The organism is Clostridium sp. OM02-18AC, from assembly GCF_003481825.1.
GTDB lineage: Bacteria > Bacillota > Clostridia > Lachnospirales > Lachnospiraceae > Brotaphodocola.
Genome location: NZ_QULW01000025.1, coordinates 393 through 20,725, shown reverse-complemented (window position 1 = coordinate 20,725; position 20,333 = coordinate 393). Strand labels below are relative to the sequence as shown.

20 protein-coding genes and 5 tRNA genes are annotated in these 20,333 nt (G+C 47.8%); 1 reads left to right on the top strand and 24 read right to left on the bottom strand.

Features of this window, described 5'->3' with window-relative positions; genetic code table 11:
* Positions 1-48 precede the first annotated feature (48 nt).
* The 18 genes from DXB18_RS14815 to DXB18_RS14730 form a co-directional block, all read right to left on the bottom strand.
* Positions 49-1,161, bottom strand: a complete 1,113-nt coding sequence (locus tag DXB18_RS14815) for a nitronate monooxygenase family protein (RefSeq protein ID WP_118708681.1) — start codon at positions 1,159-1,161, stop codon at positions 49-51.
* Positions 1,162-1,234: 73 nt separating this feature from the next.
* Positions 1,235-2,956: an acetyl-CoA carboxylase carboxyltransferase subunit alpha gene (locus DXB18_RS14810; RefSeq protein ID WP_118708679.1), complete on the bottom strand. Its 1,722-nt coding sequence runs from the start codon at positions 2,954-2,956 to the stop codon at positions 1,235-1,237.
* Positions 2,957-3,030: 74 nt separating this feature from the next.
* Complete coding sequence (locus DXB18_RS14805) at positions 3,031-4,386, bottom strand: acetyl-CoA carboxylase biotin carboxylase subunit (protein WP_118708677.1); 1,356 nt, start codon at positions 4,384-4,386, stop codon at positions 3,031-3,033.
* A 46-nt stretch (positions 4,387-4,432) separates the two neighbouring features.
* A complete protein-coding gene (fabZ, locus tag DXB18_RS14800; protein ID WP_118544124.1) occupies positions 4,433-4,861 on the bottom strand; it encodes a 3-hydroxyacyl-ACP dehydratase FabZ in 429 nt (142 codons plus the stop codon).
* Positions 4,862-4,871: 10 nt separating this feature from the next.
* Positions 4,872-5,381 carry an acetyl-CoA carboxylase biotin carboxyl carrier protein gene (gene accB, locus DXB18_RS14795; RefSeq protein ID WP_118708675.1) on the bottom strand — a complete coding sequence of 170 codons (510 nt, stop codon included), beginning with the start codon at positions 5,379-5,381 and terminating at the stop codon, positions 4,872-4,874.
* A gap of 18 nt (positions 5,382-5,399) precedes the next feature.
* Positions 5,400-6,638 carry a beta-ketoacyl-ACP synthase II gene (gene fabF / locus DXB18_RS14790; RefSeq protein WP_118708673.1) on the bottom strand — a complete coding sequence of 413 codons (1,239 nt, stop codon included), beginning with the start codon at positions 6,636-6,638 and terminating at the stop codon, positions 5,400-5,402.
* Positions 6,639-6,668: 30 nt separating this feature from the next.
* The gene (gene fabG / locus DXB18_RS14785) at positions 6,669-7,409 is read right to left on the bottom strand and encodes a 3-oxoacyl-[acyl-carrier-protein] reductase (RefSeq protein WP_118708671.1); all 741 of its coding nucleotides are present in this window, start codon (positions 7,407-7,409) and stop codon (positions 6,669-6,671) included.
* Positions 7,403-8,326, bottom strand: coding sequence for an ACP S-malonyltransferase (gene fabD / locus DXB18_RS14780; RefSeq protein ID WP_118708669.1), 924 nt, complete (start codon positions 8,324-8,326; stop codon positions 7,403-7,405). Before fabD ends, fabG begins: the two co-directional genes overlap by 7 nt.
* 45 nt (positions 8,327-8,371) lie before the next feature.
* On the bottom strand, positions 8,372-9,298 hold the full coding sequence (gene fabK / locus DXB18_RS14775; RefSeq protein WP_118544119.1) for an enoyl-[acyl-carrier-protein] reductase FabK: 927 nt from the start codon (positions 9,296-9,298) through the stop codon (positions 8,372-8,374).
* A gap of 92 nt (positions 9,299-9,390) precedes the next feature.
* The gene (acpP, locus tag DXB18_RS14770; protein ID WP_118533698.1) at positions 9,391-9,624 is read right to left on the bottom strand and encodes an acyl carrier protein; all 234 of its coding nucleotides are present in this window, start codon (positions 9,622-9,624) and stop codon (positions 9,391-9,393) included.
* Between the two features lie 73 nt (positions 9,625-9,697).
* Complete coding sequence (locus tag DXB18_RS14765) at positions 9,698-10,663, bottom strand: beta-ketoacyl-ACP synthase III (RefSeq protein ID WP_118708667.1); 966 nt, start codon at positions 10,661-10,663, stop codon at positions 9,698-9,700.
* Positions 10,664-10,877: 214 nt separating this feature from the next.
* Positions 10,878-11,216 carry a helix-turn-helix transcriptional regulator gene (locus tag DXB18_RS14760; RefSeq protein ID WP_118544117.1) on the bottom strand — a complete coding sequence of 113 codons (339 nt, stop codon included), beginning with the start codon at positions 11,214-11,216 and terminating at the stop codon, positions 10,878-10,880.
* Positions 11,217-11,404: 188 nt separating this feature from the next.
* Positions 11,405-12,277: a 16S rRNA (cytidine(1402)-2'-O)-methyltransferase gene (gene rsmI / locus DXB18_RS14755; RefSeq protein ID WP_118708665.1), complete on the bottom strand. Its 873-nt coding sequence runs from the start codon at positions 12,275-12,277 to the stop codon at positions 11,405-11,407.
* A 161-nt stretch (positions 12,278-12,438) separates the two neighbouring features.
* Entirely contained in the window at positions 12,439-13,179 is a 741-nt protein-coding gene (locus DXB18_RS14750) for a tRNA1(Val) (adenine(37)-N6)-methyltransferase (protein ID WP_118544115.1), read from the bottom strand.
* Positions 13,172-14,083 (bottom strand): stage 0 sporulation family protein, encoded by a 912-nt coding sequence (locus DXB18_RS14745; protein ID WP_118708663.1) that lies wholly within the window; start codon positions 14,081-14,083, stop codon positions 13,172-13,174. Before DXB18_RS14745 ends, DXB18_RS14750 begins: the two co-directional genes overlap by 8 nt.
* 75 nt (positions 14,084-14,158) lie before the next feature.
* Positions 14,159-15,151, bottom strand: coding sequence for a DNA polymerase III subunit delta' (gene holB / locus DXB18_RS14740; protein ID WP_118708661.1), 993 nt, complete (start codon positions 15,149-15,151; stop codon positions 14,159-14,161).
* 147 nt (positions 15,152-15,298) lie between these two features.
* Positions 15,299-15,907 carry a guanylate kinase gene (locus DXB18_RS14735; protein ID WP_118708659.1) on the bottom strand — a complete coding sequence of 203 codons (609 nt, stop codon included), beginning with the start codon at positions 15,905-15,907 and terminating at the stop codon, positions 15,299-15,301.
* A 55-nt stretch (positions 15,908-15,962) separates the two neighbouring features.
* Positions 15,963-17,474 carry an aminotransferase class I/II-fold pyridoxal phosphate-dependent enzyme gene (locus DXB18_RS14730; RefSeq protein WP_118708657.1) on the bottom strand — a complete coding sequence of 504 codons (1,512 nt, stop codon included), beginning with the start codon at positions 17,472-17,474 and terminating at the stop codon, positions 15,963-15,965.
* Positions 17,475-17,642: 168 nt separating this feature from the next.
* Between DXB18_RS14730 and DXB18_RS14725 the strand changes: the two genes are divergently transcribed.
* On the top strand, positions 17,643-17,870 hold the full coding sequence (locus DXB18_RS14725; RefSeq protein WP_118544110.1) for a hypothetical protein: 228 nt from the start codon (positions 17,643-17,645) through the stop codon (positions 17,868-17,870).
* A gap of 119 nt (positions 17,871-17,989) precedes the next feature.
* Here DXB18_RS14725 and DXB18_RS14720 read toward each other — a convergent pair whose 3' ends face one another.
* The 6 genes from DXB18_RS14720 to DXB18_RS14695 all read right to left on the bottom strand — a co-directional run bounded on the left by DXB18_RS14720 (position 17,990) and on the right by DXB18_RS14695 (position 20,312).
* Positions 17,990-19,654, bottom strand: coding sequence for a hypothetical protein (locus DXB18_RS14720; RefSeq protein ID WP_118708655.1), 1,665 nt, complete (start codon positions 19,652-19,654; stop codon positions 17,990-17,992).
* Positions 19,655-19,864: 210 nt separating this feature from the next.
* Positions 19,865-19,937, bottom strand: a tRNA-Lys gene (locus DXB18_RS14715).
* A 3-nt stretch (positions 19,938-19,940) separates the two neighbouring features.
* Positions 19,941-20,013 (bottom strand) — tRNA-Phe (locus tag DXB18_RS14710).
* Between the two features lie 4 nt (positions 20,014-20,017).
* A tRNA-Met gene (locus DXB18_RS14705) sits at positions 20,018-20,091 on the bottom strand.
* A gap of 28 nt (positions 20,092-20,119) precedes the next feature.
* A tRNA-Tyr gene (locus DXB18_RS14700) sits at positions 20,120-20,201 on the bottom strand.
* 38 nt (positions 20,202-20,239) lie between these two features.
* A tRNA-Thr gene (locus tag DXB18_RS14695) sits at positions 20,240-20,312 on the bottom strand.
* Positions 20,313-20,333 lie beyond the last annotated feature (21 nt).

Here is a 20,333-nt window from a genome sequence, read left to right as displayed (position 1 = left end):
AAATCTATGGAACTTCAATCTCATTTATGTCATACATGGAGCATTTTTTTATACTCCCCCAACCAAATCCTGCACCACAGCTTCGACCGTCTCGATCTTATCGGCACGGTATGCGTTGCTGCCACAGAATAAAAGAGCATCATTTAACGCCCCCTCTGCTGCGTTAGACAGCGCTTTGGTAATGCAGTATGGGATGTTGGCCGGATCACAGTGCTCCAGGCACTGGTAGCAATGCGTGATCTTTGCCTTTTCCCCACGCTCTTTCATGGCAGTGATCTTCTCCAGGAACGGATTGACGATCGCACGGCCCGGCATTCCGACCGGACTCTGGGTGATCACGATGTCTTCTGCCTTCGCATCGATGTAGGCCTGCTTGTAGCTTTCCGGTGCATCGCACTCTTTGGTCGTAACAAAGCGCGTTGCCACCTGAACCGCATCTGCGCCAAGCTCCATGGCATGTTCTACGTCCTCGCGGGTGTAGATGCCTCCGGCAATGGCTACCGGAATATGCTGCTGATACTTTTCCTCAAACTGCTTTACCACCTTCATGATACCGCGGATTTCCTCATCATACAGTTCCTGATGGTAAGTATGCGGTACATCGTTCGTATCTGCACCATAGCGGCTTAAATCTTCTCTGGAAAATCCCAGATGTCCGCCTGCCAACGGTCCCTCGATCACCAGAAGATCTGGAATGCGTTTATACTTGCGGTCCCACATCTTGCAGATGACCAGTGCGGATTTTGCGGTGGAAACGATCGGCGCGATTTTCGTCTTTGCCCCTTCCACAAGCTCCGGCAAAGAAACCGGAAGTCCGGCGCCGGAAATAATGATGTCTGCACCTGCCTTTACCGCTTCTTTCACATACTGGGCATAATTGCGGGTTGCCACCATAATATTAAATCCAATAATACCTTTCGGCGCGATCTCCCGCGCTTTTTTTAGTTCCTCGCCAATGGCACGCAGGTTTGCTTCCATCGGTGCCTTCAAAAACTCCGGATCCTTAAAGCCGATCTGCGCCGTAGAGATAATGCCGATCCCTCCGGCTTTTGCCACTGCGCCAGCCAGGGAATGCAGACTGATACCAACTCCCATACCTCCCTGGATGATCGGATATTTTGCTGTAAGATCACCGATTTTTAATGCTTTCATGTTATTCATGCACTTCTCCTTGGGTCTGCCCGGACCAAACCAACGTGAAATCCTCTCACACGATTCTGTCCCTTGCAGCTGTTTACATATTCCGGAATCTCTGGTAACGGGACTCGCGGATTTCCTCTTTGCTCTTCCCATTGTAACGCTCAAAAAATGCAGTCATGCCCTGTCTCATATTTTCTGCAAGCTGCGGCATGGTCTCAATGGAAGCCGGTTCCTTCTCCGGGATCACATGCTCGATCAGGCCGCGCTCGTAAAGATCAGCTGCCGTGATCTTCATAACCCTTGCCGCATCCGGAGCTTTCTTACTGTCCTTCCAAAGAATGGACGCAAAGCCCTCCGGGGAAAGAATGGAATAAATCGCATTCTCCAGCATCCAGACCTCGTTGGCTACCGCCATTGCCAGTGCGCCGCCGCTTCCGCCTTCACCGATCACAATAGAAAGGACCGGAACCGTCAGTGCTGCCATCTCAAACAGGTTGCGGGCAATCGCTTCGCCCTGTCCGCGCTCCTCTGCCTCAATCCCGCAGAATGCGCCCGGAGTATCCACAAAACAGATGACAGGTCTGCCAAAGGTTTCCGCCTGCTTCATCAGGCGCAGTGCCTTCCGGTAACCATCCGGGGACGGCATACCAAAATTCCGGTGGATGTTTTCTTTGGTAGTACGTCCTTTCTGCTGTCCGATAACCGTTACCGGCATGCCGCAAAAAGTCGCGATTCCGCCAATGATGGCTCCGTCATCTCCAAAATACCGGTCTCCGTGAAATTCCATAAAATCATCAAACAGCGCATGAATATAGTCCAGTGCGACCGGACGTGCCGCGCTTCTGGAAAGCTGCACGGTATCCCAGGCATTTTTTCCACTTTGTTTCTGCTTTTCCAGATAGTTTTCCACAGACTCGGCTTCCTGCACCTGTCCCTCCTGTGGACGAATGGTCATCCCGGTCTTTTTGTGCATCCGCAGAATGTCTGCCAGCACATCGCGCTGGTTTTCACGGTCCACGATCTTATCGACAAAACCGTGCTCCAGCAAAAACTCTGCTCTCTGGAAGCCCTCCGGCAGCTTCTGGCCGATGGTCTGCTGGATGACGCGCGGGCCTGCAAATCCGATCAGCGCATTCGGCTCTGCCAGAATGATATCGCCCAGCATTGCAAAGCTTGCTGTCACACCTCCTGTCGTCGGGTCTGTCAGTACGCTGACAAAAAGCTGGCCTGCTTCATGGTGTTTTTCCAGCGCTGCGGAGGTTTTCGCCATCTGCATCAGGGACACAATGCCTTCCTGCATTCTTGCTCCGCCGGAGCAGGCAAAGATAATGACCGGAAGCTTTTCCTTTGTTGCGCGCTCCACCATGCGGGTGATCTTCTCGCCGACTACATGTCCCATACTGCTCATGATAAACCGCGCATCACAGACACCTATGGCAGTCTCAAAACCCTTAATGGTTCCCTTACCAGTTACGATGGCTTCCTGCAGGCCAGTCTTCTCCTGGGCCGCCGCTACCTTCTTCTCATATCCCGGGAAATCCAGCGGATTGGAAAACTCCATTTCCTTATTCCACTCCTCAAAACTTCCCTCATCAAGCAGCATCTCAATCCGGCGGTACGCATGCACACGGAAGTATCCGCCGCATTTCGGGCAAACGTACAGATTATTGCGAACATCCTCCACATAGATCGGCTGGCCGCACTTGTTGCACTTTTTCCAGAGTCCCTCCGGGATGTTTGGCTCTTCCTCGCTTTTTCCCTTACGGTGGTGCGTATCGATCATGGTATATGTCTTTTTAAACATATTTCTAAGCATAAATGATTCTCCTTAATAGGCGTTGGGACTGGCGCAAAAGTGTCATATACCACTTCACGACAGCCCCATAAACATTATTTGCAGTATTCCGGGAACTGGTCCGGGATGAAGCCCGTATCGATCTTATGTCCATCCTGGTAAACCGGATTGCTTAAGATCTCAAACTGGAAATCCAGGTTGGTATCAATTCCCTCGATGATCAGCTCGCCCAGGGCGCTTCTCATCTTCGCAATGGCCTCGGCACGGTCTTTTCCATGCACGATCAGCTTCATCAGCATAGAATCGTAGTTGGCCGGAACCTTATAATCGTTGTAAATGTGCGTGTCCACACGAACTCCGTTTCCTCCCGGAATGTGGATGTTTGTGATCTTGCCCGGACACGGCATAAAATTCTTCGCCGGATTCTCCGCGTTGATACGGCACTCGATCGCATGTCCCTGGATATGGATATCGTCCTGCGTCACGCTTAACGGTTCTCCTGCTGCCACACGGATCTGCTCCTTGATCAGATCCAGACCGCTGACCAGCTCTGTCACCGGATGCTCAACCTGAATCCGGGTGTTCATCTCCATAAAGTAGAAGTTTTTATTTTTATCCAGCAGAAACTCAATGGTTCCTGCATTCTCATAGCCAACGGCTTTTGCTGCCCTGACTGCCGTCTCTCCCATCTTTTTGCGCAGCTCCTCCGAGATCGCGATGGAAGGGGACTCCTCCAGAACCTTCTGGTGGCGGCGCTGGATGGAACAGTCACGCTCGCCTAAATGCACCACATTGCCGTATTTATCTGCCATGATCTGAAATTCAATATGACGTGGATTTTCCACAAAACGTTCCAGATACATCGTGTCATCGGAGAAGCCCTTCACCGACTCCATCTGGGCATTCTGGAAGTTCGCTTCAAAATCCTCCTCACTCCAGGAGACACGCATGCCTTTCCCGCCGCCGCCGGAAGATGCCTTGATCATGACTGGAAAACCGATCTCTTTTGCCATTTTAAGTGCTTCCTCCACGGTATAGACCGGCTCTTTGCTTCCCGGGACAACCGGGACACCAGCCTCAACCATGGTCTTTCTTGCCGCAGATTTGTTTCCCATCTTGTTAATGATCTCTGCAGACGGTCCGATGAACGCAATATTGCATTTCTGGCATAATTCTGCAAACCGCGCATTCTCGGAAAGGAAACCAAAGCCCGGATGGATGGCCTCTGCTTTCATCGCTACCGTCGCTGCCAGAATGCGTTCCATATTCAAATAACTCTGACTGGATGCTGCCGGTCCGATGCAGATGGCCTCATCTGCCAGAAGTGTATGCAGACTGTCGCGGTCTGCTTCCGAGTATACTGCCACGGTCTTGATTCCCATCTCGCGGCAGGCCCGGATGATTCTCACCGCAATCTCGCCGCGGTTAGCGATTAAGATTTTATCAAACATTCCCGTACCTCTACTCTGTTTCTGTCACTGTCTGCCTTAAATATCCTTACTGGATCGCAAAGGTCAGCTCTGCGGATACTGCTACCTTGCCCTCTGCATTGGTTGCAACGGCCTTGCCGACTCCGATCGGCCCTTTGCGCTTGATGATCTCACACTCCAGCTTTAACCGGTCGCCCGGCAGCACCATCTGCTTAAACTTCGCATTGTTGATCGCACCGAAGAATGCGGTCTTGCCCTTATTCTCCGGAAGACTTAAGATCGCTACGGCGCCAACCTGTGCCAGAGCCTCGATCATCAGCACGCCCGGCATAACCGGCTGTCCCGGAAAATGGCCATTAAACTGCGGCTCGTTAAAGGTAACGGATTTATATCCAACCGCACGTACGCCCGGCTCCAGCTCATCGATAAAATCAATCAGTAAAAATGGATGTCTATGCGGAATGATCTCCTGAATTTCTTTGATTCCCAGTCTCATAATGTTCCTCCTACCGGATGCGGAACAACGGCTGTCCGTACTCAACGATATCCTCGTTGTTTACCAGAACTGCCTCTACCACACCGTCATATTCGCTCTCGATCTCGTTCATCAGCTTCATAGCCTCAATGATGCCAAGCACCTGTCCCTTCTTTACGGTATCCCCCTCTTTGACAAATGCCTCTGCCTCCGGGGAAGCAGAAGAATAGAAGGTTCCTACAAGCGGAGAAGTTACAACCTTATCAGAACCAATGTCTAAAGTGCTTTCTTTCTTCTCCTCAGCAGGCTTTTCCGCTGCCTCAGGAGCGGCTGCAGGAGCCGCCGGAAGCGGCATCGGCATTGCACCCATCATCGGGGCTGCCGGCTGTGAGATCACAACCGGGGCAACCGGAGCCTGTGCCACGTTTTTCTTCTTTTTTTTCTTGAGGACCAGCTTCTGGTCACCCTCTTCATATACAAAACTGGTCAGGCCGTTATCGGAAACAGCCTGGATCAGTGTTACGATCTCATCAATCGTCATGGTCTACCTCCTAACGACTTACGCCTCGAATTTCTTTACCAGCAGGGTTGCGTTGTGACCGCCAAATCCCAGGGAATTGGAGATCGCACAATTTACATCCATCTGTACGCCCTCGCCCTTGCAGTAGTCCAGATCGCACTCCGGATCATCCTTCTCAAGTCCTGCAGTTGCATGAACAAAGCCTTCCTGAATAGATTTTACACAGGTGATGAACTCAACACCGCCTGCTGCGCCCAGAAGATGTCCGATCATAGACTTGGTGGAATTGATCCTGGTCTTGTAAGCATGATCACCTAATGCCAGCTTGATCGCCTTGGTCTCAAATAAGTCATTGTGATGGGTGCTGGTACCATGTGCATTGATGTAATCTACATCTTCCGGCTTCATGCCGGCATCTGCGATCGCCATCTCCATAGCCTTTGCCGCACCGCTTCCGTCCTCAGCCGGGGAAGTGATATGGTATGCATCGCCGGTTGCGCCGTAGCCAGCCAGCTCTGCGTAGATCTTTGCACCTCTTGCCTGTGCATGTTCTAAGGACTCCAGTACAACAACACCTGCACCCTCGCCCATGATGAAGCCTCCGCGCTCTGCGTCAAACGGGATGGATGCGCGGGACGGATCCTCGGTTGTATTTAATGCAGTCAGGGCAGTAAAGCCTGCTACACCGATCGGGGTAATGCTTGCCTCTGCACCGCCTGCTACCATTACGTCTGCATCGCCATACTGAATCGTACGGAATGCCTCACCGATGGAGTGGGTACCGGTTGCACATGCAGTTACCACGTTGATGCATTTCCCCTTCATGCCAAACTGGATAGAAACATTTCCTGCTGCCATGTTGCTGATCATCAGCGGAACCAAAAGCGGGTTCACACGGCCCGGTCCTTTGTCCAGAAGCTTTTTGTACTCACGCTCTACGGACTGCAGGCTTCCGATACCGGAACCGATGCTCACGCCCACACGGAACGGATCTTCCTGGCTCATATCAAGTCCTGCATCCTCCACTGCCTGTCTGGTTGCTGCAACTGCGAACTGGCAGAACTGCTCCATTCTTTTGGCTGCCTTTGGATCCATGTACTGCTTCGGATCAAAATCTTTCACCTCTGCTGCCAGCTTTGCCTTATAGTCTGTGGTATCAAAATAGGTGATCGGGCCAATGCCGACTTTCTTTTCTTTTAAACTGTTCCAGAATTCTTCTACACTGTTTCCGATCGGGGTGATGGCACCCATGCCGGTTACTACTACTCGTCTGCTCATATCGATTCTCCTGTTATCTTCCTTTCAACATTACATAGCCATTCCGCCGTCGACGCAGATGACCTGTCCTGTAATGTACTTTGCCGCATCGGATGCTAAAAATGCGACCAGATTTGCGACATCCTCTGTCTCACCGAATTTTTTCATCGGAATCTGTGCATTGATGTTTTCCTTAATGGTATCTGACAGCACATCCGTCATATCGGTTTTGATAAATCCCGGTGCGACTGCGTTGCAGGTAATGCCTCTGCTTGCCATTTCCCTTGCCACTGCCTTGGTCATACCGATCACGCCAGCTTTGGATGCGCTGTAGTTTACCTGGCCTGCATTTCCCATCACACCGGATACCGATGAGATGTTTACGATATGTCCGCTCTTCTGCTTTAACATCTGGCGGGAAATATGCTTAATGCAGTTGAACGCACCCTTTAAGTTGGTGTTTAAGACTGCGTCAAAATCTTCCTCGCTCATCTTCATCAGCAGGTTATCGCGGGTGATGCCGGCATTGTTGACCAGAATGTCTACGCGGCCGTAGGTTTTCACCACATACTCCATCATCTCTGCTGCCTTGTCGTACTCAGACACATTGCACTGCAGGGCCTCTGCCTTGCCGCCCAGTGCCTCGATCTCTTTTACCGTTTCCTCTGCTCTTGCTGCAGAGCCGTTATAGTTGACAACAACCGTCGCTCCTTTTGCTGCCAAGGTCTTTGCGATTTCTTTTCCGATGCCGCGGCTTGCGCCGGTCACCACTGCGATCTTTCCAGTTAACATCCGAGTTCCTCCACAACTTTTAACACGTCATCCAGCTTCTCTATATTAAGAACCTTTACGGTTCTGTCGATCTTTCTCATAAATCCGCTTAAAGTCTTACCCGGTCCGATCTCGACAAAGGTATCTACTCCGTCAGCCAGCATGGTGCGTACACTCTGTTCCCATCTGACAGAAGAAGAAACCTGTTTCATCAGAAGCGGTTTTACCTCTGCGGCATCCGTTACATACTGTGCAGTCACATTCGCCACATACGGGATCACCGGAGTGTGAACCTCCACGTTTTCCAGTACCTCACCCAGCTTCTCACCGGCACCGGTCAGCATGCGGGAATGGAATGGTCCGCTCACATTTAACAGAATCGTGCGCTTTGCCCCTGCTTCCTTTAGTTTCTCACAGGCAGTCTCGACTGCCTCTTTTTTTCCGGAAATTACGATCTGTCCCGGACAGTTATAGTTCGCGATCTGCACGCCATCGATATCTGCAATGGTTTCTTCAATGGCTGCGGCATCCATAGCCAGGACAGCAGCCATCGCTCCCTGTCCTGCCGGAACTGCCTGCTGCATCAGAATGCCTCTCTGTCTTACCGTTGCAATGGCATCCTTCTCGCTCATAACACCGGCCGCATAGAGTGCGCAATATTCGCCCAGGCTAAGCCCTGCTGTTACATCCGGCTTCACGCCCTTTTCTTCCAGTACCTTTGTCATGGCAATGCTGGTAGTCACCATCGCAGCCTGGGTATACTCTGTGATATCCAGACGGTCATTCTCCGTAAAGCAAAGCTCCGGAACGGAAAAACCCAGAATCTCGCTTGCCAGGTCAAAGGTCTCTTTTCCAGCCTTTGTCTGCTCATAAAAATCCTGTCCCATGCCGCACACCTGCGCGCCCTGTCCCGGGTAAATAAATGCGATCCTGCTCATCACTCTTGCTCCTTTTTGCGTTCAAATACTTAATCTATTCCTACTCTATTTGCGGCCCAGAAGTTTCTCCGCCTGTGCCATCATCTCATCGATCATTTCCTTACAGGTCTGCTCCTTGGAAACCATACCTGCAATCTGTCCTGCCATCACGGTTCCATGCGCTACATCGCCCTCCTGGACTGCCTTGCGCAGCGTTCCAAGTGTCAGGTACTCCAGTTCCTCAAAGCTCTTTCCTTCGTTCTCCAGCTTCACATACTCTCTGGTCATCTGGTTTCTCAGACAGCGCACCGGATGTCCATGAGTGCGTCCGGTTACGGTAGAATCGATATCCTTTGCCTTTAAGACACGGTCTTTATAATTCTGATGGACAATACACTCTTTCGCTACCAGGAAACGGGTTCCCATCTGCACGGCCTCAGCCCCCAGCATAAATGCCGCTGCGATGCCTCTGCCATCACCGATACCGCCTGCTGCGATCACCGGAATGGAAACAGCATCTACTACCTGCGGTACCAGTGTCATGGTGGTTGCCTCACCGATATGTCCGCCGGACTCTGTGCCCTCTGCTACAACTGCATCTGCGCCGTAGCGCTCCATTCTCTTTGCCAGAGCTACAGATGCAACAACCGGGATGACCTTCACACCTGCTGCCTTCCACATCTCCATATATTTTTCCGGGTTTCCGGCTCCGGTCGTAACAACCTTCACGCCTTCTTCCACGACTACTTTTGCTACTTCATCTGCGTAAGGGCTCATCAGCATCACATTGACACCGAATGGCTTGTCTGTTGCAGCTTTTACCTCACGGATATAATTCCGGATGACCTCAGCCGGTGCATTCGCCCCGCCGATCAGTCCCAGACCGCCAGCAGCGGATACCGCAGCTGCCAGATGGCTCTCTGCCACCCATGCCATACCACCCTGAATGATCGGGTATTCAATTCCCAAGAGTTCTGTAATTCTCGTTTTCATCTGACTCCTCCAACTCACTCTTTTAACAGGTGAAACATATTCTGCGCAGTTTCTCCCGTTGTCGCGGCATTCGCCAAAAAAGGGTGCAGGGCTTATGCCTCTACACCTTTCTCCTTCAGGTAATTCATAACATCACCAACTGTCAGCAGGTTCTGCAGGTCGTCAGACGGGATCTCTACGGAGTACTCATCCTCCAGAGCCATTACCAGCTCGAACAGATCCAGGGAATCCGCACCTAAATCCTCTTTGAAGGAAGAAGCCTCAGTGATGCTGTCTGCATCTACGCTTAACTGATCTGCAATAATTTCTTTCATCTTCTCTAACATAATTTTAATCTCCTTTACTATGTAATTGTTTTTATATGTTTGAAGAAAACGGATCGTAAATCTGTTTTCCTTACTACCATTCCAGCAGCACTGCGCCCCAGGTAAGTCCTCCGCCAAAACCGGCAAGCACCAGTTTGTCACCCCGTTTCAGCTTTCCTTCCCGGTTTAACTGATCTAACAGGATCGGAACCGTAGCCCCGGAGGTATTTCCATACTTGTCAATGTTCATCGGCACCTTATCGAGCGGCTGCTTCAACCGTTTTGCCACAGCCTCACAGATCCGGTAGTTTGCCTGATGAAGAATAAAGTACCGAATATCATCCATATCTGTACCGCTTTCAGAAAGTACCTGATGAATGCATTCCGGAACTTTTTTCACTGCGAACTTAAACACTTCCTGACCATTCATAGAAATGTAACCCAGTTCCGGTTTCTTTCCGTTTAAAAAGTTCCCCTCGCTGCGTGCTAGACAGGAAAGTACCATGCCTCGCGCACCGTCGGAACCCATAACACTGTGAATAACGCCGGTCTTTTCATCTGCGCGGATCACCGCTGCCCCGGCCCCATCACCAAACAACACACAGGTGCCCCGGTCGCTCCAGTCTGTCAGCTTGCTTAAACAGTCTGCACCAATGATCAGTCCTGTCTTGTACGTACCTGCCTGAAGAAAGGCCTGTGCCGTGCTGAGGGCAATCTCAAATCCGGAACATGCCGCACTGATATCAAATGCCATCGCGTGTACTGCACCAATCGCCGCCTGTACTTCACAGGCCCCATTTGGGAAACAGTAATCCGGAGAAGAAGTTGCAAGCAAAATAAACTCAATCTCTTCTGCCGTAACCTTTGCGTTCTCCAGGGCACGCTCGGCTGCCCGGGAAGCCAGTACACTGGTACCCTCTGTCTCAGCGATCCGGCGTTCATGGATTCCGGTGCGGGTAACGATCCACTCATCACTGGTATCCACAACTTCTGCCAATTCTTCATTCGTCACAATGCGCTCCGGAACATAAGAACCGGTTCCAATAATTCTGCCTGTCATGTTCGTACCTGTTTCCTCTTGAAATTCGTGCGATACTCTGTCGCAACCATCCTAAATTTACTTTTATTTTCAAATGTTTTGATATTCAAAGTATTTTGACGTTTTATATATTATAGAATAAAAAGCGTTTTGTCAAGCAATATTCCTGACAAAACGCTTCCTGGTTTCGGTATTCTTTTTTCCTGCCGCCCTGAGATCTGTTCTGCGCAAACGATTAGGACTGATTTTGAAGCTGATTGTCTTTTAAAAGCCGCATCATCAGAACCACCACATGCTTCAGATCTTTGTTCAGCGCTTCCCATTCGCATACCGGGAAGTCTTTTGCAGTGCTTTTCGCCGGATCGTCTTCAACCAGACTTAAAAATTCCGAACATTTCATGTCAAATGCTTTGCTGATCTTAGTCAAATTGTCGATGCTGACCGTACTTCTTTTGTTAAACATTGTTGTCAGGGTTGATTGCTTGATTCCACTTAACTGAGAAAGCCGATACCGGCTGTATCCTCGCTGCTTCATCAATTCTTCAATCTTCAGCAGCAACCTTTCATTTTCCATGTCATATCTCCTTATCCTTTGAATACCTCTATCTTATTGGATTTCAGAGACATGCCATAGATTTAATATTTTGATAATATATGGCGATATTTTGACATATTTTCCCATTTTTTTGCCGCAAATCCGATTATACATGCATCCTGCTTCGAATTCACGGCATTCTTTGTTCTTGTATTTCAGCCCTGCGTTTATGCTTCCTTATGTTCCATTAATATACGATATACATCGCGCTTTGTGATACCGCGGTCTTTCGCAACCTGCTTCATGGCATCTTTCCGATCCATCCCCTGGCTTAAGTAAAGATCCATATGTTCTTCCAGGCTCATTTCATCCCAGGATTTTTGCTGCTCTGCCTTCAACTCATCGATGCTTTTTCCCTCAATTACAATGACACATTCCCCTTTGGGCTCTTCACTTTCATAATGAACCAGTGCCTCCGCAAAGGTAGTCCGATATGCTTCCTCATATTTTTTTGTCAGTTCCCGGCAAATGGTAATGCGCCGGTTTGCTCCTAACGTATCGGATAATTCCTGCAAAGTCCGCACCAGATGATGCGGTGCCTCATATACGATCATCGTCCGTGTCTCGCTTTTTAATTCTTCCAGAATCCACTGACGTTCCTTTTTATCCACCGGAAGAAATGCCTCAAAACAGAATCGTCTTGTTCCCAGCCCCGATAAAGTCAACGCTGTAATGCAGGCTGCCGGTCCCGGCAGGGAAGTCACTTCAATTCCGGCTTCATAACACTGTTTCACCAGTTCTTCACCCGGATCTGAAATTCCCGGTGTTCCCGCATCGGTCACCAGTGCAATATTGACCCCCTGGCGCATCTGTTCCACCAGATAGCGTGCTTTGTCAATCTTATTGTACTCATGATAACTGGTCATCGGAGTTTTGATTCCAAAATGATTCAGCAGTTTGATGCTGTGTCTGGTGTCTTCTGCTGCAATCAGATCTGCTTCCTTTAACGTATTGAGTACCCGAAGTGTAATATCATCCAGATTTCCGATCGGGGTCGCACAAAGATATAACTTACCTGCTGTCTTTTCCTGCTCAGCCATAATTTCCTCCTGATAGCAGAAAATCCGTCATACCTCGCCTGCCAGACAAAGCTATAACGAATTTTCGCTGCAACTGTTTTTCTCTCAGTTCCGTTTTTGCCTTAATATGCGCAATCATTCTGTATTTTTGTTCCTGTACGTACTTGCGTGTTTTCTGTTCTCTAATATCCGTAAATATCGTAAATTTCCTGTGTATACACGCCAGGTTTCTGATATACAATGATGGGGGCTTCCACCTTCATCATAGATTTTCCGCCCCGCACGGCCTCGATCAGCACCATATTCGCATCCTTGTCGATAAAAGGATGTACCAGTTTCATACGCTTCGGTTCCAGTTTGTAATTTTTTAATGCTGTAATGATCTCAGCCAGCCTGTGAGGCCGGTGTACCATATAAAACCGTCCTCCGGTTTTTAAAAGCAGCGAAGCTTCCCGGCATACATCATCCAGCGTGCAGAACACTTCGTGGCGGGCAATTGCCTTGGGGAGATCCGGATTTTTCAATCCATGATTGTCATTCATATAAGGCGGATTGGAGGTAACCACATCAAAAGAAGCCTTGCCGAACAGCCGGCTGGCTTCTTTGATGTCTCCTCTTACGATATCTACCCGGTCTTCCAGATGATTCAGTCTTACACTGCGGTTTGCCATCTCAGCTACTTCCTCCTGAATCTCCAGCCCGGTAAAATGTCGTCCTTTTGTTTTTGCCTCCAGGAGAATGGGAATGATCCCGGTTCCAGTTCCCAGATCCACTGCCATCTCTCCCTCTTTTACCTGGGCAAATCCGGACAAAAGTACGGCATCCATGCCAAAACAAAAACCTTTCTTTTTCTGGATGATACGGTAACCATTTCTCTGAAGATCATCGATCCGCTCATCCTCACCGCAGATCACCTTATTCATTCAGTTTCGACTTTCCTTCCTTTTTTTCCAGTGCTTCCAGCTTCTTCAGTTCCGAATCTTCTGCCTGCTCTCCTTTGCCTTTTCTGCGGCGTGGTTTAAACTTCAACTGCTCTACTTTGTATTCCCGGATTTCTTTTTCATCTTTTTCCACCATAACGACAACCTTAACCAGCTGGCGCAGCACATTCACACTCTGTACTTCTCCCTTTAGGCCATCGTCGGTCGTTACATAATCTCCTACACCCGGAAGTTTGCTGTTTAAATATTCGTAGGTTTCTTCCTCATTCTTCAGGCAGCACATCAGACGTCCGCATACACCGGAAATCTTCGTCGGATTTAAGGAAAGATTCTGTTCCTTTGCCATCTTGATGGATACCGGAATAAACTCAGACAGGTAAGAATGACAGCAAAGCGGTCTGCCGCAGATGCCAATGCCTCCTATAATTTTCGTCTCGTCCCGGACGCCAACCTGGCGAAGCTCAATCCTGGTCTTAAATACGGATGCAAGATCTTTTACCAGCTCACGGAAATCGATTCTTCCATCTGCCGTAAAATAAAAAAGGATCTTGTTATTATCAAATGTGTATTCCACATCGATCAGTTTCATCTCCAGCTTATGCTTACGGATCTTTTCCTGACAAATTTTAAAAGCATCCTTTTCTTTTTTCCGGTTTGCCTCTTCCCGGGCAATATCTTCTTTATTTGCCATACGGATTACAGCCTTTAAAGGCTGTACAACCTTATGATCGTCCACATCGCGGTTTCCTAAAACCACATGACCATATTCAATTCCACGTGCAGTCTCCACGATCACATGATCACCATTTTTAATTTCCAGCTTTCCAGGCGAAAAATAATAAATTTTTCCAGCCGTACGAAAGCGCACTCCAATCACTGTTACCATAATTTTTCTATCTCCTATCTGTTTTCCAGTACATTTCTGCAACGATCAGAAATCATTACCAGACCTTCCAACACACTAACTATTTTCTTTCATAACCAGCAGCATCAGTTCCATGGCTAGTTCCATATTGACATTGGCATCCAGCCGGACACGGGCTTTCTCAATCGCTTCAAGCACTTTCTCCAGTCCTGCATAGGAACATGTCTGTCCAATTGCATTGATACTGCTGTATTCATCTTTAAAGATCAGCTGGTTCATATCGCGCGCAACTTTGTAAAGCAGCACATCCCGGTACCAGAGCTGCATAAAATCCAGACACTCATAGATATCCAGGTTTTCTTCTTTCATTTTACGGATATAATCCAGCAGTTCAGAAATATCCATCTCCTTCACATGTTTTAAAAGATGGAGCATTTCTCCATGCAAAAACTTAAAGTCCTCGGAAGAAGCCAGGGAAATCGCTTTTCCAAGGTTTCCACGCGCAAATGCTGCGTAAATATCGGCATCTGCTTCTCCAATATGCAGATTGTCCGTCAGATATTTCTTTACGGTAAAATCCCTAAGAGGCTTCAATTTTAACTGTACGCAGCGGGAAAGGATCGTCGGCAAAAATGCCTCCTGATTGGTTGTCAAAAGCAGGATAACCGCATAGGACGGCGGCTCCTCAATGGTTTTTAACAGCGCATTCTGTGCCTGCTGGGTCATCTTTTCCGCTTCATCCACAATATACACTTTATAATAGCTGCTGTATGGACGGATCATGATGGTATCATTGATCTGTTTACGGATATCATCCACACCAATCGTTCCTGGTTTTTCGTGGGACACATAGATCAGATCCGGATGGCTGCCGCTCAACACCTGTTTGCAGGCATGACATTCCATACAAGGCTCACTTTTTCCCTTCTCACAAAGAAGTGTGAGCGCAAAAGCATTTGCCAGGGATTTCCGCCCCATTCCGGCCTCTCCGGTAAGAATATAGGCATGCGATACCTTGTTGTACTCAATTGCCTTTTGAAAATGTTCTTTTATCTGTTCATGACCGATGATTTCCTGAAAATTCAACATGACAGTCACCTCGCAGTCTTTTCATTTTTACTATAAAAATTCTGCCGCCGATCAGGCGGCGTGAATTCAGGGATGCCAAATGCGCCTGCCAAAAGTATAACACACTTTTTCTTCCCAGCCAATGCCCCGGCTCCTAAATCATAAAAATCACGGTTCCTGCACACAGGTAGAAAAACACGCTTTCCGGATTCGCTCTGTAATCTTTTTGACGCAGCTTTCCAATTCCGTATTTTCAAAGTTTTCCGTCACACCAAGACGTGCCAGGCGCTCTGGCGCAAAATCTGCTTCATCCGCCAGAAAACGCCGGCACATTTCGGCGTATTTGGGTTCCCTCTGCTGCCGTTCACGCAAAAGTGCACGCTCCAGGCGCACCCCATCCTCTACGGTAACATACAACGGAATCAGATTTTTTTCCCCGTAATATTCCCGCAGCTTCTCATACGAATCCAGGGTACCGATGACCAGATAATTCTGATGTTTCAGATCAATCTGCCCATCATCCACCGTTGCATAACTCCATGGTCCGTAAACCGTCTGATACGTCCGTACTTCAATTACTTTTCCACTTTGTTCCAGATCATGCAGTTTTTCATCGTCTATAAAATGGTATTCGACCCCTTCCCGTTCTCCGTCCCGGATCGGACGTGTCGTGTAGAGTACAATACTCTGCAACTGGGGACAGTCACTGCGCAGACGTTTATAAATACTGTCCTTTCCTGATGCACTCTTTCCCATCAGATAAAAAATTTTCCCCATTTTTTGTTTTCTCCTGCTGCTGATTTTTCAATTTTCCGATTCACAGAATCGTACTTCACTCACACAATCTTACCTCATTTGCCAGATTTTCTCTGGTCACCCGCAGATACTCCGCCCGTTTATCCTCCATTCCCTGGACTGGAAGTCCGATCTTCCGGTCATATACGACCTCACGAATGATTTCCTCCGTCATTTTTTCACCTGGAGTGATGATCGGAATTCCAGGCGGATACAAATAAATGAACTCCCCGGAAATCCGTCCTGCCGATTCTTCCAGGCGGATACGCTCAAGCGGTGCATTCCATGCCTCCGCGGGGGAGATACAGATTTCCGGTCTTTTTTCCCATCCTTTTTCTGCTTCACAGAATCCGCTTCTCCCACCAAGTCCTGCAGCCGCATTCATATCGTTTCCCTGCATTACTAATTTTTGATCTATCGCAAGCAACGCATTTGCCAGGCGCTCCAAATGCTCCTCCGAATCCAAAAAGGTCAGGATTGCTACCACATAATCCGCTCCGCACATTTCCAGCTCAATTGCAAAATCCCGGCGCATCCATTCACTAAGTTCCTCGCCTGTCATCGCGCCCCGGCAGGAAATCACCAGTTTTGATTCATCGACGTCGAATACGCCATATGCTCCATTTATCTTCCGGCTTAACAGTTTCAAAATCTGCAGCGCTTCCAGTCTTTCACGTATATTTCGAATGCGTTTTGAAAATGCTTCCATGCAATTGCTCCCATGTTTCTCCATTTCAAAAATACACTGCTCCATGACTGCCATAAACACATAGGAAGGACTGCTGCTCTGATACATCTGCAGGCAACGTTCCAGACGTTCCCTGCTGACCCTGTTTCCTTTCAGATGCAGGACTGCTGTCTGCGTCAGACTGGGCAGCGTTTTATGCAGACTCTGGATTACCAGATCCGCTCCACATGATAAAGCCGACTTTGGAAAACATCCATTGCCAAACGGGAAATGTGCACCATGCGCTTCATCCACGATAAGAGGAATGTTGTGCCTGTGAACAATCTCTGCAATTTTGCTGATATCAGAAACCACGCCGTCATACGTTGGAGACACGATCAAAACTCCGCGAATTTCCGGGCATTCTTCTAATTGTTTTTCCACATCATCCGGCGAGATTCCGCCCTGTATCCCCAAATCCTCAATAATTTGTGGATAAACGTATTCCGGTTTCAACGAATTGAGGATAAGTCCATGATATACCGATTTATGGCAGTTGCGGCTGACAAGCATCGTTTCACCCGGACGCATGACTGCCCCAATGGCACTTAAAATTCCACAGCTGCTCCCATTGACCAGATAATAGGTGCGATCTGCACCATACACACCTGCTGCCCAGCGCATGGATTCCTTTAAAATTCCCTCTGCATGATGCAGATTGTCAAAACCTTCAATTTCCGTAATATCAATGGAAAATGGGTTAGGAAACTCTCGCGTCATTCCAAACTCCAGATTCCGTTTATGTCCCGGCATGTGAAAAGCCGCTGCATCAGATGCAGCATAGCGCTTCAACCGCTCTGTTAATAACTCTTTTCTCTCCATTTGTCTCTATTCATCCTTCTATAATAAGAGATTGTAACATAGAACACCTTTACATTCCAACCTCTTTTCATTATAATCGATATGTTGCGAACCGTACGTTGCCAATGCTTCGCATTACCAATCGGCAGCATGAAAACATTCACAGAAAAAGAAAAGAGATGACATATTTTGCGCGAAATGGAATTCAAAATGGAACGCCAGGGTCTTGTGAAAATCGGGGATGTCGTAGATGTCACAGAACGAGAAGGCTTTAACTACAGCTATATCATCGAACCGGCTGTTGCCATGTCCGGCTGCTACAAGTCAAGGGACCGGCTCAAATCCAAACAAGGTGTAATAAAAGATATTCAGGAAAATTCACGCGGTTTTTACGTGATTGCAGAATTTGATGAATAAAACCGAACTTATTTTATGTACTGAGAAATAAGCTTATCCACTTATGTGACAAAAGAGGAGTTTATATCCAGAAAGAGGAACTTGTATACCGTAAGAAAAAACAGAGTTGCGACAGAAGATCAATCTTCTATCACAACTCTGTTTTTATCCGGAATCACCAGAACCTTGCGCCACATTGGTACCGGTACTTCTCCTTTTTTCCAGTAACAGTCTTCCCAATAACCATACACCTGACCATCCTGCATCATAACAAATTTAACCCGGTCATTGCCTGTCGTTTCCTGTCTTTCCCGAAGTTCTGCATCATCCAGATAACTCATTTGACCAGAACGGGAGATAACAGCAATCACCCCATAACCATTTTTCCAGTTTTCAGGGGCATAATTCCCATAGATCTGGTCTCCCTCTTCGGAATAATACAACTGCCAGATTCTTCCCGGATATCGTTTGTGTAATTCTTCCACTTCTGCATCTTCCTCAGTCAGAGAAAGGCGAAATAACTGACTGTACTGTTTTCCGCGCTCTTTTCCCTTCATCCATGCACTGTAATAAATCCAGTCTCCTACAATGCAGAAACTGTCAATCGACTTGCCCATAGACTCAAAAAGTTTTTCATTTCCGCCCTTTTTGCAAAAGATTGCCTGACCCTCTCCATCATTCTGCTCTTTCAAATAATATTCTGAACTTCCATACTGATGTTTTGCAGTCATGATATCTTCAATCCGGTTTCCAGACATTTTAAAAACACGATCACCATATTGGAGATTTCCATCTATGTCTGTCTGCAGTGTTCTTCCAAGGGTATCATACAAATAAATCTCATCATTTTGTACAGCTGCATAGGCGCCTATCTGCTGTGTTGCAAAAGCTGCATCTACACTGATCCGCTGCACAGACCCATACTGCATAATATAGATTCCATCTTCCCAAAACGTAAAATTATCTACATCCTGGGCAATCACCTCAATCTCCTGATCCGTATCCGACCGGTATAAGGTATGATACAAAGATGGATGAACCTTCGAAAGCTGACTGTCTTTTCGTTCCGGACAAGGCAGATAATACGTCCAGCCATCTCTTGTCTGAATTTCTTCATTGTAATCGTGCTCTCCTGCGAGGTTGCTTTCTTCCAATGGCACAGTATAGAGAATCTGCCCCGCTTCCGAGAGAACTACTGCTTTATCGCCTAATTGAATCTCTATCGTTTCCTTCTTTGCTTCCGTCTCTTCGGTCTGATGAAACGTCCGTTCAAATGGTGCCTGCAAAAGATCCAGCTGGTGTTTCACTTTCCAGATTCCAACAATCGCCAGCAAAATTGCCGCTATCAGCAGTACAATGGACCAAATTCTCTTTCCCCGGGAAACATCCGTCTCATCCGGGTATTCTCCGGTTCCTTCTACAATTCCCAGGCGGTCTTCTATTTCCAGAAGCAAAGAAGTCTCATCCAGATTCGTCAGATTTTCTTTTCTGGCTTCTTTTGACTGCATTTTTTCTTCTGCATAAGATGCCTCAATCATTTCCCGTGTAGCTTCCAACTTCGTTTCTGCCAAAAAATCAGATCGCTTTAAAAGCCAGTCTGCTGGACTCTTTTCCTTCTGAAGCTGACTTCCTCTCTGATAAGCTTCCATATAAACCTGAATCAAAAGTTCTTTTGCCTTCTCTTCCTGCCCGAAAATAAGCTTTGCATGACGGTACAAAGATTTGTAAGTCAAAATATACAGATTTTCAAACTCATGAATCCATTTATCCTGTTCTGAAACTTTATGCGTTTTGGTTCCTTTCATTCCATCGTTTCCTCTTTCATCGGAGCCCAGTAATACAAACATTTTTGAAGATAAATTGAAGATATTATCATTCGCTCGTTATATTTTATCATACAATAGATGATTACAAAAGCACTTTTTCTGTGCGGGGATTGTCTGAAGATATTTGTCACCTGAAACAAAAAATGGCTTAAATCCAAGGTTTTCAAGGATTTAAGCCATTTTCAAAGATGAGCGTGCGGGGATTCGAACCCCGGACAACTTGATTAAAAGTCAAGTGCTCTACCGACTGAGCTACACGCCCGTATGCCTTGGACCGGAATCGAACCAGTGACACGAGGATTTTCAGTCCTCTGCTCTACCAACTGAGCTACCAAGGCAAAATTGCGGGGATAGGATTTGAACCTATGACCTTCGGGTTATGAGCCCGACGAGCTTCCAGACTGCTCCACCCCGCGATATTCGCGAAAATATGAAGTTGTTGAGTGGGGGAAGGTGGATTCGAACCACCGAAAGCACAGCTAACAGATTTACAGTCTGCCCCCTTTGGCCACTCGGGAATTCCCCCATAATCATTATTTAATTACCGCAAAGCGGAAATCTCAAAGCCGATAATCGGACTCGAACCGATAACCTGCTGATTACAAATCAGCTGCTCTGCCAATTGAGCCATATCGGCGAACCAGGTTTTCTTTGAAAG